Below are 25,168 nucleotides of genomic sequence, written 5' to 3'. Positions count from 1 at the left end.
GTGGGACTTGCACGGGTCATTCGTTGAGTTCTCACCTACGTCCTTAGCACCCTGTAGATCGCCGGAATGACGAGCACCGTGAGCAAGGTCGATGAAGCGAGACCGAACAGCAGCGAGATCGCGAGCCCTTGGAAGATCGGATCCGACAGAATTACCGCCGCGCCAATCATCGCCGCGAGCGCGGTGAGGAGAATCGGCTTGAAACGAATTGAACCAGCTTCAATCAGTATCTCGGTCAGAGGCAGTTCGCCGGTGTTGGCATGACGAATAAAATCGACAAGCAAGATTGAATTACGCACGATTATGCCAGCGAGCGCTATGAATCCGATCATGGAGGGCGCCGAGAATGGTGCGGAAAGCAGCCAATGGCCACCTAGTATGCCGATGAAGGTCAGCGGTATCGGTGTCAGGATCACAAGCGGCAGCTTGAAGGAGCCGAACTGCGCAACGACCAATATGTATATGCCAAGCAGCGCGACCACAAATGCTGCGCCCATGTCGCGGAAGGTCACCCAGGTAACCTCCCATTCGCCATCCCAAAGGAGCGTCGAAGAACCCTCATCCTGCGGTTGGCCATGCAGCGAGATGACGGGCTTCGGAAGCCCCGTCCAGTCCTGCGCGTCGATGGCCTCGCGCACCGCAAGCATGCCGTAAAGAGGGGCTTCGAACGTTCCGGCGAGTTCAGCCGTTACCATTTCGGCGGCGCGGCCATTGTGCCTGAATACCGGAAACGACGCACGCTCTTCGGCGACCCGCACAACGTCGCCGAGTTCGACAACGCCGCGATCACCCGGCAGTACGTTGGCTGGAAGCGGCGTCGCCAAGAACTGCTCGTCGACAACCCTATCGCCCTTCGGCCGCTCGATGCGGATGGGGATTGGCTGCCGGCCGCCTCCGCGATGGGAATAGCCGACCGTCGTGCCGCCGTTGAGGATTGCGATCGTGTCGAAGACGTCGCTCTCTTCGACATGGAAGAACTCGGCGTCGTCGGTTGAAATCCGCATACGCAGGCGACGCGCGGGCTGCCCGTAGGAATTGTCGATGTCGACGATGAATGGAACCGACCGAAAGGCCATCTCGACCTTCTCCGCGACTTTTCGGCGGGTCTCGCCATCGGGTCCGTAGACTTCTGCGAGAAGCGTTGCCATGACGGGTGGTCCAGGCGGCGGCTCGACAACCTTTAGGCTGGCGCCCAACGGCATGGAAACGACCTTGATGCGCTCTCGAATCTCGAGCGCGATCTGATGGCTGGAGCGGATGCGTTCCGCTTTGGGCAGAAGGTTTATTGCGACATCGCCCTGTTGCGGCTCCGTCCGATAGAAGGAATGGCGCACCAGGCCGTTGAAATTGAAAGGTGCCGCAGCCCCGGCATGCGTCTGGACCGACATCACCTCCTCCAGGGCCAGAACTATGCGCGCAACCTCCTGCGCAACCCCGTCGGTTGCTTCGACGGAGGAGCCCTCGGGCAGGTCGATCGTGACCGATAGCTCTGACTTATTGTCGAAGGGAAGCAGCTTGACGGTCACATCCCTGGTGTAAAACAACGCAAGGGAACCGAGGGTAAGAATGCCGACTGCGAGCAGAAACGACCAGCTTGCGATTTTCGACGACAGGATCGGACGCGCCACGGCGGCATAGGTGCGGCCAAACAGCCCGCCATGGCCCTGATGGTGACTGATCGGGGTTGCCGTACCGGCAATCCTGAGCATCAACCAAGGTGTTACCGTGACAGCCACGAAGAACGAAAAGATCATCGCTGCCGACGCATTTGCAGGGATCGGGCTCATATAGGGTCCCATCATCCCCGATACGAAAAGCATCGGCAGAAGCGCAGCGACGACCGTAAGTGTGGCAACGATGGTCGGATTGCCAACCTCCGCAACCGCCTCAATTGCAGCTTCCTTGCGTTCGCGGCCGTCGCCCATGCCCCAGTGGCGCGCGATGTTTTCGATGACGACGATGGCGTCGTCAACGAGAATGCCGATCGAAAAGATGAGGGCAAAAAGCGATATGCGGTTGAGCGTATAGCCCATCCACCACGAAGCGAAGAGGGTAAGCAGGATCGTTACGGGAATAACTACAGCGACGACCACGGCTTCACGCCACCCAATGGCCAGCCAGACAAGAAGGATGATCGAGATCGTGGCGAGCCCGAGGTGATAAAGTAGCTCGTTCGCCTTTTCGTTGGCGGTCTCGCCATAATTGCGTGTGACTTCGACCGACACCTCGCCCGAGATGAGGCTTCCTTTTAGCATTTCGACCCGGTGCAGGATCGATTCCGCAACTGTCACTGCATTCGAACCGGCACGTTTGGCAATGGCCAGCGTGACCGAAGGAACGCGCGAAACTCCATTTTTCGATCGTAAGACCGTCGATACCAGAATTTCCCCCGTGTCGGTTGCGAAGGCAACGTCGGCCACGTCACGGACATAGACTGGACGGTTATCACGCGTCGTAACCAACAGATTGCCGATCTGGTTTGGTGAACTCAGCGTCTCGCCCGCAATGACGGCGATCTGCTCACCATCGTCCCTAGCCCACCCAGCAGGAATAGCCTTGTTAGCTCCGGAAACCTTCGCTGCAAGCTGCTGCAGTGTGACGCCGTAGAGAGCGAGCTTTTCGGGACGCGGCGCCACCCGTATGATCTCTCCCGTTTCGCCGACAAGATAAGTCAGCCCGACGTCGTCGATCTTGGCAATCTCGGTGCGCAATTCGCGTGCGATGCGCGTCAAATCGTTCGCCGTTATGCGATCGGCCATATTTGGGTTCGGCGAAAGCGTCAGCGTGACGATCGCAACATCGTCAATGCCGCGGCCGACGATGCGCGGTTCGGGGACGCCGAACGGAATGCGGTCCAAATTCGCGCGAACCTTGTCATGGACACGCAACACTGCGGCGTCGGATGAAGTTCCAACGATGAAACGTGCAGTTACCATCACTTGATCGTCGCCAGTTTGCGAATAGACGTGCTCCACGCCATCTATTCCTTTGACGATCATTTCCAACGGTTCGGTGACAAGCTTGACGGCATCATCGGCCTTCAGGCCGTCAGCGCGAACAAGGATATCAACCATCGGAACCGAAATCTGCGGCTCTTCCTCACGTGGAAGTGTCAACAGAGCGATGAGTCCGAACGCGAAGGCCGCGACCAGGAACAGCGGCGTCAGTGGCGAGGCGATGAAGGCTCGCGTTAAGCCCCCCGCAATACCAAAATTCGTCGGGAGCTTCATGGCGTGATCACGACATCGCCGACGGAGAGTCCAGTCAGGACCTCGACGTAGTCCCCGTCAGAACCTGCGATCCGCTCGCCCAGCACAATTGCCCGATCAATCTCGACGTCACCAACCATGACACGGATAAAATCGATCCCCGACCGGGCTTCAAGGGATGCGGCCGGCACGAGCAGTGCCGAGCGCTCGCCAACCGGAACCTCGACGAGTACACGGGCACCGATAAAAGCCGTTTCCAGCTTTTCGACCTCGACGTCGGCGAGAACGCGGCCATTCTCGATCTGTGGGTAAATCTTTGCGAGACGGCCGGTCGAGTCCGCGCCGTTCGTATTGATACGGATCGAGGCCCCCTCTTTCAGCAGCGGGGCATGGCGTTCAGGCATCGCCAGGCGCAGGAAAACGCCGCCACCGCCTATCGTGGCCACCACTTCGCCGGCCATGATGACGGCGCCCCGTGTCACCGGCACGGTCAGCACGCGGCCTTCGCCGGGCGCGAATACTTCTCCCTCAGCGCCTTGCTGAACGATGACCGATCGTTGCGCCTCGCTTGCAGCCAGTTGGTTTTGTGTAACATCCGCATAGGTCCGAAGCTGGTCGAGACGCTGCGCGGTCATCACGCCCCTTTCGACCAGGGTCTGCCCGCGGGCCAATTCGGATCTTGCCGTGACAAGTTGCGCTTCAAGCGCGCGAAGTTGCGCGTCGATCGCTGCAATCTGAAAGGCGATTTTGTCATCGCGCACCGTGGCGATCTTCTGCCCGGCCTTTATGTTATCGCCCTCACTCACATTGAGTTCGACGATTACCCCACCAATGCGGGCACGCGCAGGAATCGTATCGCGTGCCTCGACCCGACCATAGACCGCCTTCCACTCGATCACCGGCGTGGGAGCGAGCGTCAGGGTTCCAGCCAATGCCGGTCCACACGCGAGCAGCCCGGCGACCAATAGGAACGTGCGCATTTCGGCGAACCTTAAAAGGCGCGGCCCGGCTTGACGCCGAGCATCTTGAAGACGGCCGCTGCCGGGCAGAATCCAGTGAACGCGGATTGCACCAGATTCAGGCCAACAAAGACCGTGAGCCAAACGAACAAGGGCGAAACCCAAATCGTGAGCACCACCGAAAGCAGCACCATGAAGCCGGCAAATGCGAGAACGGAACGGTCAAGCGTCATTGGTAATCTCCATCTGTCTGGGAAAGGCGTGACTTTTGGATAGGGAGCCGGAACGTGCCGCCGCATGTCCTGCTCGGCAAAGCATCAAGCACTTAGACATGCGGCGTAGCCGCGCCGTCATCGATCTTGATTTCCTTCAGCTTGTCGACACCCATCACCTGCAAGGCGAGACGCTCGTAAAACGGCTCGGCCTTGCCTGTCCGGACCTTGTGCAGGAAATACCTCTCGAAGCCGACCTTCGCCGTATGAACCCATTTGCCGGAGGACGACCAATTGACATTGCGCGGCGGGATCTGCGGCTGAGCGACGAAAGCAACGCCGGAATCGCCCAGGTCGGCCAGGCAAACCGCGTTCCATGTTGCTTGGGCATCCGGCTCGGCGCCTGTAACCAGTCGGTCAATGTTCCGGGCTGCAGCAGTCACCATGGATTCGATCATAAAGCCCGTTTTTGGAACGCCGGTCGGGACCGGGGTCTTTCCGAGAGGCGCGATGGCAACGCACACACCGATTGCGAAAATATCCGGGTAGGCGGTGCTGCGCTGATGCTTGTCGACGACAATGAAGCCGCGAGCATTGGTTAGGCCTTCGATGCCATATACGGCCGCAACACCGCGAAACGCCGGAAGCATCATTGAAAATACTTGCGGGAGTTCATGCGCCTTCTTCAAGGACCCGTCGTCGGCGATTTCCGAGACGGACATCTTTCCCGGCTCGACTCGGTCAACCTTGGCATTGCAGATCCACTTGATGTGATGCTGGCGCAGCTCACTTTCGAGAAGCCCTTTGGTGTCGCCGACACCGTCCAAGCCAAGGTGACCAATATACGGCTCCGAGGTGACGAAGGTCATCGGCACCCGATCGCGAACCTTGGCCTTGCGCAGCGCCTTCTCGAGGATGAATGCAAATTCGTAGGCGGGACCGAAGCACGAAGCGCCCTGCACAGCGCCGACGACCACTGGACCTGGATTGTCGACCAACGCATCGAACGCCGTCTTTGTCTTGAGGGCATGGTCGATGTGACAGATGGACTGCGAGTTGTGGTCAGGTCCAAGCCCGTCGATCTCATCGAAAGCCAGTTCGGGACCCGTGGCAATCACCAGATAGTCATAGGTAACAGAAGATCCGTCGTTGAGTTCGATGCGACGCTCTGCCGGTTTCAGGCGCTTGGCGCCTTGTGGATGCAGCGCGATGTCGTGGCGTGCGAACACCGGTGCAAGGTCGACTTCGATCGATTCCCTATCGCGCCAGCCGACCGCAACCCAAGGGTTGGAAGGTACGAACGAATAGCGGTCTCCATTGGAAACAACCGAAACCCTGTGTTCTTTCCCAAGACCTTTGCGAAGCTCATAGGCCATGATCGTGCCGCCAAGCCCGGCACCGAGAACGACAACATGCGCCATGCATTCCTCCCGCTGTGATGCCCTCGCACACGCTACAAACCGTTGTTTCAGCGCCGCCGAACGCCTGTGATATACGGCCTCCTCACCAGTTGGACATTGATCCTTGTCAAGCGACCGACTGATACCGCGCCAAATGTCCCAGCCAGCAGCGAACGCCATGTTGCCAGTCGACGCAGCTTGGGAAACGCAATGAGTGAGCGTGTCATTCAGACAAGGGACCGCACCTATTTCGATGCACAAGACATCCCAGTTGATGCGCTAAGCACTGGAAGTTCGGGGCTGACGGGACAGATCAACCGCTCGTCGGCGCTGGTCTTGCGATTGGCTGCGCCACACTCGACGCAGGGAATTCCACGATGAAACAGGCCCCACCCTCCGGCACCCTTTCATAGCGTACGGACCCTCGGTGGTGAGTAGCGATCTGGCGGACCAAGGATAGTCCAAGCCCCCAACCGCCCTTGCTCTCGCTTCGTCCCGTCGGACGGTAGAACGGTTCAAAGACCCGTGTGCCCTCGCCATCTGGAATGCCCTCGCCGTGGTCTTTGACGCACAGGCGCACGATTGCCCCATCGGTCTCGACCTCGGCGATCACCGGCGGGGCCCCATGGCACAACGCATTCTGCATCAGATTGCGAACCAGGCGCCTCAGCAACCGCACATCGCCCGAGATCATGGCGGTCGAGCCGGTGACCGCAACGTCGTTGCGCGCGCCTTCTTCGGCTGTAAGTGCAAGCATGTCGACGGCTTCCACATGGTCCAGTGTTTGGACATGGTCGAGCCGGCTGGCCAACAGAATTTCCTCGACCAGACCGTCGAGTTCCGAGAGGCTTTGCACGATCTCTCGCTTCGTTGCCTGATCGGCCGAACGCTCGTAGAGATCTATGGCCATGCGAAGCCTTGCCAACGGCGAACGCAGTTCATGGCTGGCATTCGCGAGCAGGGATCGATGCGCATCGACTAGACGTTCGATGCGATCGGCCGCAACGTTGAAACTCCGCGCGACTGCTGCGACTTCATCGCTGCCACTCGCCGCAACCCGCGTTCCAAGCTCGCCAGCCCCCCAAATTTCCACGCCACGGCGCAGACGCTCCAACCGCCGCGTCAGATGGCGAACCACAGGATAGGCTGCAAGGCCGATAACACCGGCGATGACTGCCAGATAGCCAAGTGGGTTTCGTCCACCCGGCCCCAGGGGCATGCGGGCCTGTATCGAACGTCCATCCGCCAGTCGAATTGCAAACGGCCGTTTACCATCATGTGACTGAAGCGAGCCGGGCGCGTCGAGTTTGAATGGTTCTCCGGCACTGGCAATCAATTGGTCGTGCGGGTTGTACAGCGCCAAGTCGGCTGCGAAGGCGTCCGCAAGCCTATCAAGCGTGATCTTGAGCATAGCCGGATCGTCGGTCACGGGTAACATTGTGGCGATGAATTTGTCACGCCGGCCGCCCCATCCCCGGTCCAGTTCGTCCTGCCCCAGCCGGACAAAAAACGCACTCGTGAATGCGACTACGGCCAAGCTCGCCAGCAGCGTGAGGTAGATCTTGAGGAAAAGGCTGTTGCGCACCACAATTTCGCCCCGACTTATTTCTGATCGTCCTGAAAGCGAGCGAAAACATAGCCGGCGCCGCGCACGGTAACGATGCGACGCGGGTGTTTGGGATCATCCTCGATTGCCGCCCTGATCCGAGAAATATGCACATCGATCGAGCGATCGAACGCTTCGAGCTCTTCGCCTTTGACAAGGTCCATCAGTTGCTCGCGCGACAGCACCCGTCCGGCATTCTCCGCCAATGTAACGAGAAGATCGAATTGATAGCTGGTCATCGGACAATCGCGGCCATCGATACGGACTGAGCGAGAACCGGGATCTATCTCAAGCCGCCCGGACCTAAGGATGCGTGATGCGGCCAGATCGCCGCCACGGCGCCGCCGCAGGATAGCCTTGAGTCGTGCAAGCAGTTCGCGCGGATTAAACGGCTTTGGCAAGTAGTCGTCTGCACCCAACTCCAGCCCGATAATCCGGTCCGTCTCGTCCCCCTTCGCCGTGAGCATAAGAATGGCCACGTCAGATACGGCGCGCATGCGGCGGCAGGCCTCGAAGCCGTCCAGGTCGGGCAGCATGACGTCGAGAATTACCGCGTCTGGCGAACGCCGTTGCACATCGGCGAGGCCGGCATACCCGGTTGCAGCGGTGTGCACAGCGTAGCCATTTCCCGAGAGATAGTCCGCGATCATGGCGGACAGGCGTGTGTCGTCATCGATGATCAGCACCTGTTCCGCCATGAGACTCTCCGGATTTCAACCTTGCAGTTGAAATCCTACCACCGGCCGTGATCTCCGCGCGCCTTGAAACGCTCCAACATCTTAGCCCTTTGTTCTGGCGTCAGGATTTCTGCTGCATCGACCAGAGTGGCCGTCATTTTCCGCGAGGCGGCATCGATCGCGGCAACGCGCTCACTGCGCAACGTTTCGATCGCAGACCGGTCGATAGTCGGCGCGCCCAGAATGTCGGCAGCGGCGTTGCGCGTGTCCCTGAAGTCGTCGAGCATCGGAGCGATCTCATCTCGGGCAGAACCCAAGAGCTCCCTCAGCTTCTTCGACTGTTCCGGTGTGGCATCGATATCTTCCATCATATGCTCCATCCGGCGCTCCGAGAAGCCACCTCGGCCCATCGAAGCATCCATCATCTGGTGCCCCTGGCCAAAATGCAGCATTCCGTGCCCATCTCCGAACTCGCCACTGTTGGCCACAGCAAGTCCAATGCCGGCAACTGCTGCGGCAGCGAGGCCGCCGATGACGATGTGCCGTCCCCAGCCACGCGACCCAGTTGCGGTGTTCGGAGCCGATGAGGGCTGCATATTCTGCTTGTCGTTGTCCATGATCGCTTCCTTGGTTAGGCGGCACTTGCAGCCGCGATAACGCCAGACTGGATGACCAACGTTTCTCGAGTGACGGGGAAGTGTAAAGAAATGTGAAGGTGCCTCCCTGTCGAGTAGGATTCCAAGGACGCTCTTTGACCTGGCTCAAGGCGGGGAGCGCCCTATTCTTCCTTAGTGATTGCCAAGTTCTGATGACCGTGGAAGGAAATGCGCATGGGAAGGCTTGACGACAACGATCGGGCGCACGCCATCGAGCATGGGGAAATTGCGCTGCTCCACCGCTACTGGCAGGCAGCGAATTATCTTTCGGTCGGCCAGATCTACCTTCTCGACAATCCTTTGCTGCGCGAGCCGCTGAAGCCCGAGCATGTCAAGTCCAGGCTGCTCGGTCACTGGGGTACGACACCCGGCCTCAACTTCATCTATGCCCATCTAAATCGACTTATCCGGATGCGCGACCTGGACATGATCTATGTCTGCGGTCCCGGTCACGGTGGGCCAGGCATGGTCGCCAACACCTATCTCGAGGGCAGCTACAGCGAGATCTATCCAGAGATCAGCAGCGATCTCGACGGCGTGCGCAAGCTTTTCCGCCAGTTCTCCTTTCCCGGCGGTATTCCCAGCCACGCAGCCCCCGAGACGCCCGGCTCCATTCATGAGGGCGGCGAGCTCGGTTATGCGCTCGTCCACGCTTACGGTGCTGCTTTCGACAATCCCGATCTTGTCATCGCCTGCGTCATCGGCGACGGCGAGGCCGAAACCGGCACGCTGGCGGCTTCGTGGCATTCGAACAAGTTCCTGAACCCCGCCCATGACGGCGCCGTGCTGCCGATCCTGCACCTCAATGGCTACAAGATCGCCAACCCGACCATCCTGGCGCGGATAGAGAAGGTGGAACTGGAAAGCCTTCTCCGCGGCTACGGCCACGAGCCTCTTTTCGTCGAAGGCGACGAACCCGAAGAGATGCACAGGCAGATGGCGGAAACGCTCGATTTCGCACTGAAACGGATCACCGAGATCCAGGCAAGGGCGCGCAGCGTGGGCAATACCGATCGACCACAATGGCCAATGATCGTCTTGCGTAGCCCCAAGGGCTGGACCGGCCCAAAGGAGGTTGATGGCAAGAAAGTCGAAGGCTTCTGGCGTGCGCACCAGGTGCCGATCTCCGATCCGCGAAACGACGCAAGTCACCTCAAACTGCTCGAGGATTGGATGCGCAGCTACCGACCCGAAGAACTTTTCGACGAACAAGGTCGGCTGTACGCAGAACTGCAAGCGCTGGCGCCAAAAGGCAAGCGCCGGATGGGTGCCAACCCACACGCCAATGGTGGATTGCTCAGGCGTGACCTCGTGCTTCCGGACTTTCGTTCGCTTGCGGTTGAGGTCACGGCCCCGGGCGCCATCAAGTCGGAAGCTACGCGTGCCATGGGGCGTCTGCTCCGACAGGTAATGACGCTGAATGCCGAGGCACGCAATTTCAGGCTGATGGGCCCGGATGAAACCGCCTCCAACCGTCTCGATGACGTCTTTGCGGTCACCGACCGCGTCTGGATGGAAGGCATCGAGCCATACGACGAACACCTGGCCCATGACGGCCGGGTGATGGAAGTGCTCAGCGAGAACCTTTGCCAGGGTTGGCTGGAGGGCTATCTTCTGACCGGTAGGCACGGCTTCTTTTCCTGCTACGAAGCGTTCATCCACATCGTTGACTCAATGTTCAACCAGCACGCCAAATGGCTCAAAGTTTCGCGCGAGCTGGCTTGGCGGCTGCCGGTCGCTTCGCTGAACTACCTTTTGACCTCGCATGTGTGGCGGCAGGACCATAACGGCTTCAGCCATCAGGATCCGGGCTTCGTCGATCTGGTCGCCAACAAGAAAGCCGACATCGTGCGCATCTATCTGCCCCCGGATGCGAACACGCTGCTGTGGGTCACGGATCACTGCCTACGCACATATAACCGCGTCAACGTGATCGTTGCCGGCAAGCAACCGCAACTGCAATGGCTGAACATCACCGACGCCATTGCCCATTGCGAGGCCGGAGCCGGCATTTGGCAATGGGCAGGCACGGAGCGAGGTGATGGCGAACCCGATGTGGTCATGGCCTGCGCAGGAGACGTGCCGACACTGGAAACGCTTGCAGCGGTGGACCTGCTGCGAAGCGCCCTTCCCCAGTTGCGGATCCGCGTCGTCAACGTCGTCGACCTGATGACGCTGCAGCCGGACAGCCAGCATCCGCACGGTTTGGCCGACGACGTATTCGACGCCTTGTTCACGCGCGACAGGCCGGTGATCTTTGCCTATCATGGCTATCCCTACCTCATCCACCGGCTCACCTATCGGCGTAACAACCACAACAATTTCCATGTTCGTGGTTTCAAGGAAGAAGGTACGACCACCACGCCCTTCGACATGGCGGTGCTCAACGAGCTGGACCGCTATCACCTCGCCATCGAGGCCATTGACAGGATCGGCAACCCAGGGCCCGATGCGGCGAAAACTCGCCGCAGCTTCGAGGACAAGCTGGCCGAACATTGGCTGTTCGTGCGCGAGTACGGGGAAGACATGCCCGAGGTGCGGGACTGGGCGTGGCGGCACTAGCGCCGGCAAGTCGGGTCTGCAAGCGACCGTCGGATGGTGGGACAAGGATCAGAAAGCATGATCGTTCTGGCTCTCAACGCCGGCTCGTCCAGCCTCAAGTTCGGCGTGTTCAAAGCTGCGACGAAACGCAAGGTTGAGCCGCTGATGCGGGGCCTGTTCGACGGCCTGGCCGTTACGCCGCGCTTTTCGGCGCAAGACGCTGCAGGACGCCTTCTTGCCGACGCGCCGTTGCGCCTTCCGGGCCAATCAACCGGTGCGTTGTTGCAGGAGCTTTTGAACTTTCTCGACACGCGGCTCGGCAGCGAGCAAATTGTTGCAGTCGGGCATCGTATCGTGCATGGCGGCAGTCGTTTCATTTCGCCCGTTCATCTGACGAGCGAGGTTGTCGATGCGCTCGATAAACTCACACCCATTGCGCCCTTGCATCAGCCCGCAAGCCTGGGTCCGGTCAGGGCGCTGTCGGAGTTGCGGCCTGGGCTGATGCAGATCGGCTGTTTCGACACAGCTTTTCACAGCACGCTCGCTCCACCCGTCAGCCGCTATGCCATTCCGCGCGAGTATGAAGAGATGGGGATAAAGCGCTACGGTTTTCACGGCCTGTCTTACGAGTTCATTGCCCATCAGCTGGGACGAATTTCACCCGAGCTGCCCGCGAAAAAGACGGTGGTTGCGCATCTGGGCAGCGGCTGCAGCCTGTGTGCGATGGTCGACGGCAAATGCCAGGATACGACCATGGGGTTCACCGCGCTCGACGGCGTGATGATGGCCACCCGCTCGGGTGCTGTCGATCCGGGCATAATTCTCTATCTGCAGAAAACCTGCGGTCTATCAATCGACGAAGTAGAGACCCTGCTTTACCGCCGCTCGGGCCTGCTCGGGGTGTCCGGAATTTCGGCGGACATGCGCGTTCTGCTCGCAAGCAGCGATCCGCGGGCCGCTGCGGCGATTGACTTGTTTGCCTTCAGCGTATCACGCGCCATCGCGGCGCTGGCCAATACGCTTGGAGGAATCGAGCTTTTGGTGTTCACCGGAGGGATTGGCGAGCATGCCGCGCAGGTACGCAACGCGATCTGCCGCCGCCTCGACTGGCTGGGCGTCAAGCTTGATCCGTCAAAGAGCCATGACGTGCTCAGCGATTCCGACAGCAAAGTGGAAGTTCGGGTGGTTGCCACCAATGAGGAGATGGCTATTGCCAGGCAGGTCCACCTGACGCTGGAGAGCGCAACCGGGCCATCGGAAGCAGCTTCCGCCTAGTTCTGCTTAGCTGAGCCCAGCGCGTGCCGAAGACGTCGAATTACTGCGGCACGTCCGCGCTCGTCGGCTTGCTGGCCTACCGCCTCGCTCACATCCAACAGCAACTGCGAAAGGTCGTTGTGCCAATCCAGGCGTGCCACTTTCCCCGGCAGCAGTCGCTTCGGCTCATTGAGGTCGATCTGGTGCGCGCCCATCGGTCCCAGATCGAAGGCATCATCAAGTTCCGGCAAGATAATCCGGTTGGCAGAAACAAAGGCGGACACACGCGACTTCAATCCCGACAAGCCAGATGCCTCGCCATGGGTCAGGAAGACGCCCTTGTGGATCGGCAGGCGTTGACGCACCCAGTCATCGAGCTCGCTCGCATCAGCGTGTCCCGAATACAAATCCAGTTGCCGTATCCGAGCCTTGACCTGGAATTCCTCCCCCTGGATGCGAATCCGATCGGCACCGTCGACGAGGATTCGCCCCAGGGTTCCCTGTGCCTGAAATCCGGCAAGCATGACGGTCGCATTCCTGCGCCATATGTTGGCCTTGAGATGATGGCGGATACGTCCGGCGTCACACATGCCGCTAGCGGCGATTACGACGTAAAAGCCCCTCAGACGGTTGATGGCCTTGCTTTGCTCCACGGTTTCCGTGAAGCGCACTTCGCGCGAGTTGAGAGCCTGTCTCAGCACGTCGCCTTCCTGAATCTCGCCGGCGTGCCGCTCGAAAATCGTGCTGGCGCGCGTGGCAAGCGGAGAATCCACGAAGATGTCAGCTTTAGGAATAGCTCCTTCGCGCATCAGGTAGAACAGGTCGACAAGAAGCTCCTGGGTCCGTTCGACCGCAAATGACGGGATGATCAGCGGCCCATTAGCCTCGAGCGCGCCACGCACCTCGTGCAGCAGCAAGGATCGGCGCCTGTCAGGGGTGATTTCGCCTCGCTCGCGGTCTCCATAGGTGGATTCACAGATCAGATAGTCGACATCGGCCGGAGCTTCCGGATCGGGCTGCAAAAGCTTGTGAGCGGGGCCAATGTCTCCAGAAAACAAAAGCCTGAGCGGCCTTGCCGCATCCTCGACTTCGATCTCCACTGATGCTGAGCCCAGCAGATGGCCAGCGTTCCAGAACCGGACCCGAATACCATTCGCGACCTTGAACCATTCTCCGTACTCTCTCGCATGGAACAGCGTCATGCACTTCGCGGCATCGTCTGTGCTGTAGATCGGAGCCACGGCGGCACGGCCGCGCTGGGCGTTGCGCCTGTTCAAATGCTCGACTTCCATCTGCTGAATATGCGCACAGTCCGGCAGCATCACCGAACAGAGATCGATTGTCGCGCGCGTAGCGTGGATAGGGCCGGAAAAGCCGTGCTTCATGAGTTTGGGAAGCAGGCCGCTGTGGTCGATGTGAGCATGCGTCAGCACCACGGCGTCGATCTTGGCTGGATCAAAGGGAAAATCGCCATAGTTGAGTTCTCGTTCGGACTTCGACCCTTGAAACAATCCGCAATCGATCAGGATTCGACCACCTCCAACTTCGAGCTCATAGCAGGAACCCGTCACTGCATGGGCCGCTCCATGGAACCGTAGACGTGGGATCATTTCCTTGATGCTCCGTGAGGCGTACGCAACAGGCAGTCCAATTGGCAGCCCAGCTTCGCCGATATCCCGTGGCAAACCTTGACCGGGATCAAATATGAGATCGATATCGTCAGCAGTATCAGCTCAATCGGCAAGCGTCGGCATGACGAAGAAAAGCGCGGGCATCCTGATGTTTAGGCGCACTGCGGCGGAGCTGCAGGTACTCCTGATCCATCCTGGCGGGCCATTTTGGAGCAAGCGCGATCTTGGGGCTTGGTCGATACCCAAGGGCGAAAATGCCGACGTCGAGGAGCCCGATGCAGCCACCAGGCGAGAGTTCCTCGAAGAGACAGGCTGCCAGCCTACAGGTGAGCTTATTCCGCTTGGCACCCAGCGCCAGCCGAGTGGGAAGATGGTGACAGCCGTCGCCCCGCAAGGAGATTTCGAACCCGCCGAACTACGGAGCAATCTGTTCGAGATGGAATGGCCACCACGGGACAAAGCAATACTTCCCAGAGGGATCGCGCTGAGTGGTTTGCAGTGCCCAACGCGCAGCTCAAGATCATCACCGGCCTGAGACCGTTTCTTGACCGGCTCCAACAGCTCATTGCGGGTCAGGAAACGCCCGACCGATCAGCATGACAACAAGGCGCGTGATACGAGGCCAGACTACGCAAATCCGCGCCTTTCGCTATTCGCACATCTCTGCGAGCGACCGCCATTTCGCAATCTCGACTGTACGCAGGGACAACAAACGGATGATCCCACGCTCCCTGAGCTTGGTGAAGACACGCGAAACGGTCTCAAGCGAGAGGCCGAGATAGTCGGCGATGTCAGTGCGCGACATCGGCAATTCGAGCCGGTCAAGACCACCTTGACGCTCGAACATATCTACCAGAAATGCCGCGACCCGTTCCGGCGCATTTTGGCGTCCCAGCACCAGAAGATGCTCTTGTGCCCGTACCAGCCCCCGCAACGCCAGCGGCAGAAGTTCCCGTGACAGTTCGGTGGTTGCCGAAACCCTGATGGAAAGTGTGCAGGTAGCCCCTACCGCCTCGGCAAAGAAATGATGCCGATCGTCTGCTTCAAATCCGAAGACCTCGCCTGGCAAGTGGAACGCCGAAATCTGGCGCCTACCGTCTGCCAGCAGGCGATAGATTCGTACGCATCCGAACTTCACGATGTAGAGTGAGCGAGCTTCGCTCCCTTGCGAAAAGATCTCCGAACCGGCCGCATGAAACGCAGACGGCATTGCTGCGCCAAATGAGAATGCGGGCGTGTGAACAAGCGGGCACCCGTCGTCCAATTCGGCGCCGGTCAAGAAATCTGCTCTGCTGTGTAGGGTCATGGCGCTCTCCCGGAAGCCAGTGTCGAGAGATCTATCGCGCAATTCGGACAGCTGGAAAATTCGGTTATGTCCCTACGGGAGAGTACGTAGCCGTCATCCAGTCTGATGCTCTTTACTTGAGTCCAGCCCAGCCTCGAGCGCCATTCGGACGAGGTCGGGCAGGCTTTTGGCTTCCATCTTGGACATCACGTTGGCCCGATGGACCTCAACCGTACGCGGGCTGATGTCAAGATCGTAAGCGATTGTCTTGTTTGGGAGCCCCGCGACAACGGCCGAAAACACCTCACGCTCCCGCTCGCTCAAGGAGGCGGCCCGAGCTCGAATGGCGGAAATGTCTTCATGGACTGCGACTTTGCCAAGGCTGGCGGCCGCGCGATCAATCGCAGCGGCCAGAATTTCTTCCTTGAATGGCTTCTCGATAAAATCGAGCGCACCGGCCTTCATCGCTTCAACCGCCAGCGGGACGTCCCCGTGTCCAGTAATTACAATGGTTGGAATGGACGAAGGCAGTTGGCGAAGGCGCCGAAGCAGTTCGATCCCATCCAGGTCTGGCATACGCAGATCGGTCACCAGACATCCATTGTTTATTGTTGAGGCGACGGACAGGAACGCCGTTGCAGATTCATGTTGTCGTACAGTGTATCCAGCCATTGTCAGCAAGAACACCAATGACTTTCTGACAGGTTCCTCGTCGTCGACGAGATGAACGACGTAGTCACCCTTGTCCATTGGCTCCCCCCTCGTCATAAGCAGGCAACGTAAATCGGAAAGTCACGCCCCCGTGAGCGTTTCTTCTCATGCTTATGATGCCAGCATGGGCTTCGACGATGCGCTTAGCAATCGACAGACCGATGCCCATTCCGCTTGGCTTGGTGGTGACAAAGGGTTTGAACAGACGGGCTGCGACTTCATCGGGAATTCCTGGCCCAGTGTCGGACACCTCAACGGCGACTTCACCTGGCTCTCCAAGAAATGTTCGCACGGAGAGAAGACGTACCTCGCTGTCGCGCATTGCCTCCATGGCGTTGCGCATGAGATTTGTAAGAACCTGCTGAATCTGGATCGCATCGACCATCACCATACCCGCACCAGGCGCGAAGTCGAAAACCGATCGAACGCCGCGTTCTCTCGATCCCATAAGGGCTAGCGCTCCAGCCTCCTCGACGAGCTTTCGGATGTCCTGGGGAGCCTTTTCTGTCTCGCCGCGCATCACGAATTCGCGGAGATGACGGATGATCTCGCCCGCCCGAAGCGATTGCGTCGAGATCTCCTCAAGAGCTTCTGGCAAGTGGGATGCTGCCTTCTGCGGGCTTTCGCGCAGCATGCGCATGGATCCTTGGGCGTAGTTTGCAATCACCGACAAAGGTTGATTGAGTTCATGCGCAAGTGTCGAAGCCATCTCCCCAAGCTCGTTGAGCCGGGAGAGCCTGGCCAATTCGTCCTGGATTTCCTGCAATCGCGTCGCAGACTCCTCACGCTCCGTCAAATCGCGGACAAACCCGGTAAAATATGTCTTGTTACCAGACTTCATTTCGCCGACAGCAAGTTTCATAGGAAACGTCGAACCGTCCTTGCGGCGGCCAACCACAACACGGTCGACACCGATGATGCGCTTCTCGCCAGTGGTCAGATAGCGTTGAATGTAGCCATCATGACCGTTCCTATAAGGTTCGGGCATGAGCATGCGCACGTTTTGCCCCCTGACCTCATCCTCCTGATAGCCGAATTGCCGGATGGCTGCCGCGTTGAAGGAAACTATTGTGCCGTCCTTCTCGATGACGATGGTTGCATCGAGCACTGTGTCCAAGATTGACCTCAAGTGAGCTTCGCGCTCATCGAGCGTGCGTTTTGTCTCCTCGACGGCACTCCAGGCGCGATGCAAGAGATTGCCCATTCCAACAATTGCCAGCCCGACCAGCGCAAACACCACGAAAACGAGAACATCCGTGTCGCCCGTAAGCTGAAGGCCGCCGATGTATAAAGCTGCAGACAACGACATGACGACAGCCAGCAGCCCAGGCCCGATACCGCCGGCTATGGAGGCGGCGAGGATCGCCGGAACGAACAACGTAAAGATCACGCGATCTGCAAGGGCACCCTGCAGCCCCAGACGAAGGAGCAGGGCGGCGCCGACCACCGCCACCGCAAGAAGATAGGATGCCTTCCCATGGTAACGGAGCGGGAAAACGTAGCTGCGCAGTGGCTTCAAGCTTGCGGCTTCAACCACGACCTTGTCTCAATGCTGCCATGGCCGGGGTCCAATTCGTGATCGGCTGGTCACACGTTGCGCTTGACGTTACATCGCGGCGCGTCGAAGGACCATAGCAACTGTGCGCGGATCAGGGTCGCTCCACCCTCGCGATCTGATAGGTGTGTATTGCCCCCTTGGGGCCGACAGAGACATATTCGCCAACAGCGAACCGTTCCTCTCCCAGGCGAAATCCGATCTCGTCATCCTTGTCGCCTTCGGAAAAGTCAAAGAACCATTGTCCCCCCGGCTTGCGCCTGAGCAATCCGATGCGGTCCTCCATATCTGCACTGAATTTTCTGACGCGGCAGACCGTTTGGTGTTTCTTCCAGTCGGCAGCATCGATCCGGCTTTCACCATCCAGAGGGATCAGCAGGTCGTAGCCGACGTCCTGTTCTCCACCGGGATGACCCTTTTCGCGTGCGAGCAGCAGCCGAACGTTGCGAAAATTGGGCGTGAGATCTTTCAAAGACGTCATGGCAAAGTCCTTTCTTTGCCCTGAAATAGCCTATGGCCTGCAAATGGCCTTGATCCGCGTCAAATCGACTGTTGCAATCCTGCTAGAACGCAGCCCCCAACGTCAGGCCGGCGATGCCGAATACGAACGCGATGGCGGTCACTACAAGCAGGGGCGCCGAAAACCGAAACGGACCGGAAATCATCGCCAATCCGAGACGTCCAATCGCGTTCACTGCAAGTGCGAGCAGTACGGCCAGCGTGGCGACCTGGGTGGAAGCAACGTCCTTAGCCAGGCGAAGCGCACTCAGGACCGCGATATCGACATCGAAAAGCGCTGAAACGACCGAGACCGCGAGCACACCACTGCTGCCGACGAAGCCGGCGAGCAAGGCACTTAACACCGAGGCAACAGCGAAAAAGGCGGCAAATACAAGCAAAGGACCAAGTTCGAAGGGATTGCGCATGGGGGCTTCGGCGACCTTACGGTCGCCAACTCGCGACAGAAGGAACAGCCCGCCAACCGCGAAAACCGAAGCTGCAGTGAGCGCCACTGGTGCCGCACCTACTGCAACAGCTGGCTCCAACATAAGCACGATAACCATCACGCGAACGATCGAAACCAGGGCCGCAAGGCAAGCTGCTCCTGCAAGCGACGATACACCGCTGACAGCGGTGGCCGAACGCGCCAGCGCGACAGTGACAGCGGTGGACGAAACAACCGCTCCAGTCACTGCACTTACCAACAGTCCCCGCGTCGGACCGAACACGCGCACCGCGACATAACCCGCGTATGAGATCGCAGCGATCAAGACAGTGAAGATCCAGACCTCGCGCGGATTGAACCCACCCCAAGGATCGACTGTCCTATCCGGCAATAGGGGCAGAACGACCGTCGTCATGACCGCAAGGATAAGAGCCGAACGGAGTTCCACCCAAGTCAGCCGCCGCAGAAGACCATGCAGCAATTCGCGACTGGCCAGCACCGCTGCCAATGCGGCGCCGCCCGCTGCCGCGGCACGATAGTCACCAGCCACCGCCAGCGCCCCGAGTGCAAAAACTGCCAGCCCAGCGACCACTCCCGTGACGCTGAAATCTTCATCGTGAACTGCCTCGCGCGCCTTGTACCAAGCAAGGACCACAGTAAACCCGAGGAAACCTGCAACAAGCATTGATGGCGTGTTGAATGCCTGGGCCAGGGCTGCGAGGACACCGCCCAACAGCCCCGAGATTCCGAAAGTGCGAATGCCCGCGGTCCGGCTTCGATCTGGTGCGTTTCTTTCCTGCCAACCTCGTTCAAGGCCAACCAGAAGGCCGATAGCGAGCGCAAGGCCGAGACGGGCAATGATCTCGTCCATCATCTATGCGCTCCTCAGTACACTGAAACGGACAAGCGCTTGAGTGGCCATTGGGTCATCGTCTTGTCAACGGCTTGGTCACTGGACCGGGCACATTCCGACCGGCTCCGCCTGCAAATCTACCCGTACCTCGCCTTTAGAATTTGGTCGCCACCAAGGGCGCGCAGCGCATTCAGGATTACGGCCACATCAATTCCCTCTTGCAGAAGAGCGCCTGCGACAGGTGTGATCAAGCCGAATGCTGCCGCGATCATCGCCGCGCCAGACAGTGCCAGCCCCACAACTATGCTCTGCTTTGCGATGGTCGTTGTCCGATGTGCAATAGCAACAGCATCAGCGACAGGCCCCAAGTGATCGGTCAACACAATGACGTCAGCGGCTTCGGATGAAGCAGTGGCACCTCGGGCGCCCATCGCAATACCCACCGTCGCGGTGGCCAACGCCGGGGCATCATTGATGCCATCGCCAACCATCATTGTCGGCGCCGCAAGGGTTTCTGCTTTGATAAGCCTAACCTTGTCGGCCGGCGACGCATCCGCAACGATCCGGTCAAAACCGAGTGTCCCACCGATCCGATTGGCGGTCTCGGCATCATCCCCCGTAAGCATCAGGCTGCGGGTGATCCCCGCGCGCCTGAGCCGTGACAAGGCGTCGACCGCGTCGGCACGCAGCCCGTCTCCCAGGACAAGGATGGCAACCAGCCGCTCGTCGACTGCGACATAGACGGCCAACGCTGGCTGGCCTTTGTAACGGGCGACGATCCTTTCAGCCCATGCAGGCAAGTCACGGCCGGCAAGGATGAGCGATTGAGAGCCTGCGGATACACTCACACCACACACAATCCCCTTGAGGCCCGATCCGCGATACTCGACAACCCGTTCAGGCCGAAACAGGTTGAGGCCCCTGTTTTTGGCGAGAGCAACGATTGCATCGGCCAGGACGTGATGGGAGGCCTGTTCCAAAGAGGCCAACAACCCGAAAAGCTCGTCGCTGTCACGTCCCGGCGCGACTTCCATCTCCACGAGTTGAGCTCCGCCGTAAGTCAGCGTGCCAGTCTTGTCGAAAACTGCCGTCCGGGCTTTGGCGAGAGCCTCCAGGGCGGTGCTTCCTTTCATCAAAATGCCGTGCCGAGCCGCACGTGATACCCCGGCAATAAATGCGATCGGTGCAGCCAGGATGAGCGGACAAGGTGTCGCAACCACAAGAACCGCAAGTGCCCGGATGGGATCGCTCGAGGCGTACCAGGCAAGGGCCGCCACCATCAGTGTCAGCGGTAGCAATATCAATGCAAAACGATCCGCCATGCGAATGAACGGAGCCCTGGCTGTCTGAGCCGCCTCGACCATTCTTACGATGCCGGCATAGGTACTTTGGCCTGCCAGCGCGGACGCACGCATGTGAAACATCTCACCTGCATTTACTGTCCCACTGCGCAACACATCGCCGCGCTTGCAGACCATTGGAAACGGCTCGCCGGTTATCGCAGACTCGTCAATTCTGGCGTCGTCGAGCAGCACACCATCGACGGGCAGCACCTCACCAGCTCGTACCATGAGCTCGTCGTCGACTGAGACCTGTTCGACCGGAATGCTCTCAAAACGTTCCCCGGACCTGCGATGCGCAATCCGGGGTGACCTATCAGTCAGCGCCTTCAGATCACGCTCGGCGCGCCCCCGTGCATAGTCCTCGAGCACGTTGCCGCCCGTATACATGATCGCCACGACAACAGCGGCCAAGGCTTCGTCGAACAACAGTGCCGCTGTCATCGAAAGCAATGCGATCGCGTCAACGCCAAGGCGACCAGCAAATACATCGCGGAAGATGGACACCGCTAGCGCGGCGATTACCGGCAAGGTGGCCAGCGCCCATACACTTTCAGATGGAAGCGGAAGCTGGACTCCCAACACGCCGGCAAGCCCAGCCGCCAAGCCGGCGACAGCAATTCCAAGCAAAGATTTCCGGAGCAGCGGTTCGTTCACGGCATTCCTCCGGCTCTGGCCGCCCTCCCCGGCGACGAAACGCGAATGCGACAAGCTCACTTGGCCGTTGAATCATTGTTTTGGGTACCGGGGACCCCGCTGCCGCCCATCATGCCAGGACCACATCCGAGCGGCATGTTTTCCCATTTGTGTTCCGTCGGGAGCTTGATCCCCATTTCCTCTGCCCGTTTCTGCATCAACTGCCAATGCTCGGCTCGGATCGCGCCACATTCCGCTTCGGTCTTCGCATTGTGCATCCTGTCAATCATCTTGGTCATGTCGTCGGCCGACATCATCTCGTGCCCTTGGAACATCAAGGGGCCGTGCATTTGCGCGAACGTGCCACCAGCCATCGCAGCAATTGCGATCGCGGCGCCCAGTGACAATCTGATCAGGTGCTTCATCACAAGTTCCTCCCGTGTTAGCTCAGTCGACCACATCGGCAACTCTGTTGCCTTGACGCAGGTCAATCTCATCGAGCTAACCGCTGGAGTTGATTTGAAGCAAAGCATCTCCGCACGCATGGGCCTATGGTGACAACAGGAGGACAGGCGTCTTGACCATCCGGAATCTTGAATTCGCAGTACACCCCAAATCAGTGGCTGTCTTTGGTGCTTCGACACGACAGGGATCTGTCGGGCGCGTTGTCATCGAAAACATCGCCCAAGGCGGCTATGAAGGGGAGATATGGCCCGTCAATCCAAAATATCGGGAAATCGTCGGCAGGCCTTGTTACCGCCAAGCACAAGACCTTCCAGGCATTCCGGACCTCAGTGTCATCGTCACCCCCCCAGCCACCGTTCCAGCCATCATTCGCGAACTCGGCAACAAGGGGGGCAAGGCGGCAGTCGTGATTACAGCGGGTCTCACCGCTGAAAACGGGCTCAAGCAAGCCATGCTCGATGCAGCCGAGCCAAATCTTTTCCGGATAATTGGACCGAACACGCTCGGGTTGATGATCCCGTCGCTCAAGCTTAATGCCAGCTTCGCACACAAGCCGGCACGATCTGGCGGGATTGCGCTGCTTTCACAGTCCGGGGCCGTCGTGACCGCGTTGGTGGATTGGGCGCTGGACAACAATGTCGGCTTTTCACACGTAGTCTCCTTGGGGGAAATGGCCGACGTCGACGTCGGAGATTATCTCGACATGCTTGCTGGCGACCCTGCTACGCACGCCATCCTCATGTATCTCGAGACGATCCCGAACCCGCGAAAGTTCATGGCGGCGGCGCGCGCCGCAGCGCGCCTCAAACCCGTGATCGCCATAAAATCTGGACGGCATGAACAGGCCGCCAAGGCTGCCGCTACGCATACAGGCGCGCTTGCTGGGGGTGATCGCGCTGTCAGCGCAGCTTTCAGGCGCGCCGGGGTGCTCCGTGTCGAAGGCCTGCTGGAACTCTTCGATGCAGCCGAGACCATGGCCCACTTTGCCCCACTGCAGCAAAGCCGCGTAGGCATCGTGACGAATGGCGGCGGCGCTGGAGTACTCGCGCTCGACGAACTGTTGGATCGGGGGTGCGACCTGGCCGAACTGTCGTCTGCGACTTTCGACAGGCTGAATGTTTGTCTGCCTTCAACGTGGTCGCGGGCAAATCCGGTCGACATCATCGGCGACGCGCCTCCAAGTCGATACACCGACGCCATCCAGGCCGTGGCGGACGATGCCGGCACGGACGCCCTGATGGTTCTGAACTGTCCCACGGGACTCGCGTCGGCGACCGAAGCTGCCGCAGCCGTCGCCGCCATTGCGCATGACGGCAAGATAAATGGCAAACCGGTGCTCACGTGCTGGCTTGGCGAAAACACCGCAAAAGCCGGGAGAGACATACTGCAGAACGCAGGCATCGCCAGTTTCGAGACGACAGCTGAGGCAGCACGAGCAGTTTGTTATCTCGGCGACTGGTCCCGGGCCCAAGCCGCGCTCATGCGAGTGCCCTCAACCCACGACGACGCTTTCAACGCGGATCGAGATCTTGCGCGTTCGGTGTTCCGTCAAGTTGCCAAGGAAGGGCGGTCCATGCTGACCGAACCCGAGGCCAAGACGGTGATCGGGGCCTACAGGATACCGACGCCAAAGACAGTGGTGGCCAACTCCCCGTCCGAAGTTGGTCAGGCAGCGGCCACCATGCTCTTGACCGCAGAAAAGGTCGTTGTGAAGCTTCTGTCCAAGGACATTTCGCACAAGTCGGATATCGGCGGCGTTGTGCTTGATATCGGGTCTTCTGCTGCGGCCGAAAATGCCGCTGAGGCCATCTACCAGCGTGTCCGTAAGGCCATGCCGGGTGCCTCGGTGGACGGCTATTCAGTGCAGCCTATGATCATAAGAAGGCAGGCCCATGAACTGATCTTGGGCATGAACCGCGACCCGATATTCGGGCCCGTCATGCTGTTCGGCACGGGAGGGGTTGCAGTTGAAGTGTTGAACGACACCGCGATGGCGCTACCGCCTCTGGATGATGTTCTGGCTGGAGATATGATCGACAGTACGCGTGCCGGCCGCCTGTTGGCCGGCTTCCGCAATCGCGAGCCAGCCAACCGCGCCGCACTGTTGGCGGCGTTGAATAGCATTTCGCAACTGGTCGTCGATTTTCGGTGCATCACATCATTGGACATCAACCCTGTCCTGGTCGACGCGGACGGGGCGATGGCCTTGGACGCCCGCATCCAAATCGATCCGGCGAAGGTCGAAGAACCGAGCCCCAACGCCGATCTCGTCATTCGTCCCTACCCAGCAAACTGGGAGCGGAGTGTTGACTTCAATGGGATGGAATATTCCATCAGACCCATCAAACCGACTGACTTCAGTCTCTATCCACCGTTCCTCGCTCAAGTCTCGCAGGAAGACCTCAGGTTCCGATTTCTCGGGCCGCGCAAGAACTTTCCCGACCAGATGCTGAAACGGCTGACACAACTCGACTACGAACGAGAAATGGCATTCGTTGCGATCGAGGCCGCCAGTGGCAAGCTCGCAGGCATCAGTCGCCTCTCATGCGACCCTGACCACGCCGTGGCCGAATATGCGCTGCTCGTCCGGACGGACTTACAGGGCAAGGGCCTCGGCTGGGAACTGCTACGCCAGATCATCGACTACGCACGTGCCGATGGTATCGCCAAGATCGAAGGCATTGTCCTCAGCGAGAACCGGAAAATGCTGGCCATTTGCAGGGAATTCGGGTTTGCCATTAAACACGTCGCAGAGGACTACGGCCTCTGTGTCGCGACACTCATGCTGAAGTCGCCTCAAGTGCTTGCAGCTAACCCGGTTGGTGCGGGCTGAAAGCTAAAATATCTGCAGCGATCCGGGCAGGAACACGGGCAGCATCAAGTTTCACCCAACTGACATCATCGTCATGGCGTCGCAACTGCCGTGACAATACATCAATGGTCGCGTCCGATGGCCCTCCCTTTCGTTCGCTCACCCGCTGCCAAAGCAAAGCCGGGTCAGCCTCAAGCCAGAAGCCGACGAAGGGTAAATGCCTTTCGCTGGCACTACGCTCGATCCCTTGCCTGTCCGACCGGCGATCAAGGACGGCATCGGCAACCACCGAACCGCCTTGGGAAGGATCAACCCGGCCAGGTCCATCGAACTCCAGCTGGCCGTTAGGGCGTACGCGTCAAGCGCCGCGTAGCAAGATAGAGGCCCGGCCCAATCATTGAATTACGCGCGACCTCCAGC

General features: G+C 59.3%; 19 protein-coding genes and 1 pseudogene. 4 read left to right on the top strand and 16 right to left on the bottom strand.

Annotated elements, in window-relative coordinates; all coding sequences use genetic code 11:
- Nucleotides 1-35 precede the first annotated feature (35 nt).
- The 7 genes from IHE39_RS00805 to IHE39_RS00775 form a co-directional block, all read right to left on the bottom strand.
- Entirely contained in the window at nucleotides 36-3,230 is a 3,195-nt protein-coding gene (locus IHE39_RS00805; protein ID WP_192565188.1) for an efflux RND transporter permease subunit, read from the bottom strand.
- Complete coding sequence (locus IHE39_RS00800; protein ID WP_192565187.1) at nucleotides 3,227-4,189, bottom strand: efflux RND transporter periplasmic adaptor subunit; 963 nt, start codon at nucleotides 4,187-4,189, stop codon at nucleotides 3,227-3,229. The genes IHE39_RS00805 and IHE39_RS00800 overlap by 4 nt, the downstream gene beginning before the upstream one ends.
- A gap of 11 nt (nucleotides 4,190-4,200) precedes the next feature.
- Nucleotides 4,201-4,401: a YgaP family membrane protein gene (locus IHE39_RS00795; protein ID WP_192565186.1), complete on the bottom strand. Its 201-nt coding sequence runs from the start codon at nucleotides 4,399-4,401 to the stop codon at nucleotides 4,201-4,203.
- Nucleotides 4,402-4,493: 92 nt separating this feature from the next.
- Nucleotides 4,494-5,801: an NAD(P)/FAD-dependent oxidoreductase gene (locus tag IHE39_RS00790; protein ID WP_192565185.1), complete on the bottom strand. Its 1,308-nt coding sequence runs from the start codon at nucleotides 5,799-5,801 to the stop codon at nucleotides 4,494-4,496.
- Nucleotides 5,802-6,093: 292 nt separating this feature from the next.
- Nucleotides 6,094-7,365 carry an ATP-binding protein gene (locus IHE39_RS00785; protein ID WP_192565184.1) on the bottom strand — a complete coding sequence of 424 codons (1,272 nt, stop codon included), beginning with the start codon at nucleotides 7,363-7,365 and terminating at the stop codon, nucleotides 6,094-6,096.
- Between the two features lie 17 nt (nucleotides 7,366-7,382).
- Nucleotides 7,383-8,084, bottom strand: a complete 702-nt coding sequence (locus IHE39_RS00780) for a response regulator (protein ID WP_184773436.1) — start codon at nucleotides 8,082-8,084, stop codon at nucleotides 7,383-7,385.
- A gap of 35 nt (nucleotides 8,085-8,119) precedes the next feature.
- Complete coding sequence (locus IHE39_RS00775; protein ID WP_192565183.1) at nucleotides 8,120-8,680, bottom strand: Spy/CpxP family protein refolding chaperone; 561 nt, start codon at nucleotides 8,678-8,680, stop codon at nucleotides 8,120-8,122.
- 213 nt (nucleotides 8,681-8,893) lie between these two features.
- On the opposite strand from IHE39_RS00775, the gene IHE39_RS00770 reads away from it, so the two are divergent.
- Nucleotides 8,894-11,281 carry a phosphoketolase family protein gene (locus IHE39_RS00770; RefSeq protein ID WP_246485354.1) on the top strand — a complete coding sequence of 796 codons (2,388 nt, stop codon included), beginning with the start codon at nucleotides 8,894-8,896 and terminating at the stop codon, nucleotides 11,279-11,281.
- A gap of 57 nt (nucleotides 11,282-11,338) precedes the next feature.
- On the top strand, nucleotides 11,339-12,535 hold the full coding sequence (locus IHE39_RS00765) for an acetate/propionate family kinase (RefSeq protein ID WP_192565181.1): 1,197 nt from the start codon (nucleotides 11,339-11,341) through the stop codon (nucleotides 12,533-12,535).
- Here the strand turns inward: IHE39_RS00765 and IHE39_RS00760 are convergent.
- The gene (locus tag IHE39_RS00760) at nucleotides 12,532-14,124 is read right to left on the bottom strand and encodes an MBL fold metallo-hydrolase (protein WP_192565180.1); all 1,593 of its coding nucleotides are present in this window, start codon (nucleotides 14,122-14,124) and stop codon (nucleotides 12,532-12,534) included. The two genes, IHE39_RS00765 and IHE39_RS00760, sit on opposite strands and share 4 nt — an antisense overlap.
- Nucleotides 14,125-14,266: 142 nt before the next feature.
- On the opposite strand from IHE39_RS00760, the pseudogene IHE39_RS00755 reads away from it, so the two are divergent.
- A pseudogene (locus IHE39_RS00755) lies at nucleotides 14,267-14,745 on the top strand (NUDIX hydrolase).
- A gap of 49 nt (nucleotides 14,746-14,794) precedes the next feature.
- Here IHE39_RS00755 and IHE39_RS00750 read toward each other — a convergent pair.
- From IHE39_RS00750 to IHE39_RS00720, 7 genes are all read right to left on the bottom strand, one after another.
- Nucleotides 14,795-15,451: a helix-turn-helix domain-containing protein gene (locus IHE39_RS00750; RefSeq protein ID WP_246471395.1), complete on the bottom strand. Its 657-nt coding sequence runs from the start codon at nucleotides 15,449-15,451 to the stop codon at nucleotides 14,795-14,797.
- Between the two features lie 93 nt (nucleotides 15,452-15,544).
- Nucleotides 15,545-16,180: a response regulator FixJ gene (gene fixJ, locus IHE39_RS00745; protein WP_192565179.1), complete on the bottom strand. Its 636-nt coding sequence runs from the start codon at nucleotides 16,178-16,180 to the stop codon at nucleotides 15,545-15,547.
- Nucleotides 16,167-17,678, bottom strand: a complete 1,512-nt coding sequence (locus tag IHE39_RS00740) for a PAS domain S-box protein (RefSeq protein WP_192565178.1) — start codon at nucleotides 17,676-17,678, stop codon at nucleotides 16,167-16,169. The genes fixJ and IHE39_RS00740 overlap by 14 nt, the downstream gene beginning before the upstream one ends.
- A 112-nt stretch (nucleotides 17,679-17,790) precedes the next feature.
- Nucleotides 17,791-18,177 (bottom strand): hypothetical protein, encoded by a 387-nt coding sequence (locus IHE39_RS00735; RefSeq protein ID WP_184773612.1) that lies wholly within the window; start codon nucleotides 18,175-18,177, stop codon nucleotides 17,791-17,793.
- Nucleotides 18,178-18,259: 82 nt separating this feature from the next.
- Complete coding sequence (locus IHE39_RS00730; protein ID WP_192566003.1) at nucleotides 18,260-19,513, bottom strand: MgtC/SapB family protein; 1,254 nt, start codon at nucleotides 19,511-19,513, stop codon at nucleotides 18,260-18,262.
- Between the two features lie 119 nt (nucleotides 19,514-19,632).
- Nucleotides 19,633-21,492 carry a heavy metal translocating P-type ATPase gene (locus IHE39_RS00725; RefSeq protein ID WP_192565177.1) on the bottom strand — a complete coding sequence of 620 codons (1,860 nt, stop codon included), beginning with the start codon at nucleotides 21,490-21,492 and terminating at the stop codon, nucleotides 19,633-19,635.
- A 56-nt stretch (nucleotides 21,493-21,548) separates the two neighbouring features.
- Nucleotides 21,549-21,896, bottom strand: a complete 348-nt coding sequence (locus IHE39_RS00720; RefSeq protein WP_192565176.1) for a hypothetical protein — start codon at nucleotides 21,894-21,896, stop codon at nucleotides 21,549-21,551.
- A 152-nt stretch (nucleotides 21,897-22,048) separates the two neighbouring features.
- Here IHE39_RS00720 and IHE39_RS00715 point away from each other — a divergent pair, with 152 nt between their 5' ends.
- Nucleotides 22,049-24,769, top strand: coding sequence for a bifunctional acetate--CoA ligase family protein/GNAT family N-acetyltransferase (locus IHE39_RS00715; RefSeq protein ID WP_192565175.1), 2,721 nt, complete (start codon nucleotides 22,049-22,051; stop codon nucleotides 24,767-24,769).
- On the opposite strand, the gene IHE39_RS30490 is transcribed toward IHE39_RS00715, so the two are convergent.
- A complete protein-coding gene (locus IHE39_RS30490; RefSeq protein WP_246485353.1) occupies nucleotides 24,747-25,037 on the bottom strand; it encodes a P-loop nucleotide/nucleoside kinase family protein in 291 nt (96 codons plus the stop codon). The two genes, IHE39_RS00715 and IHE39_RS30490, sit on opposite strands and share 23 nt — an antisense overlap.
- Nucleotides 25,038-25,168: the final 131 nt, after the last annotated feature.

This window comes from Aminobacter carboxidus (assembly GCF_014863355.1).
GTDB lineage: Bacteria > Pseudomonadota > Alphaproteobacteria > Rhizobiales > Rhizobiaceae > Aminobacter > Aminobacter carboxidus.
Note: the sequence above shows the minus strand (reverse complement) of the source record. Positions and strands in the feature narration are given on the sequence as shown.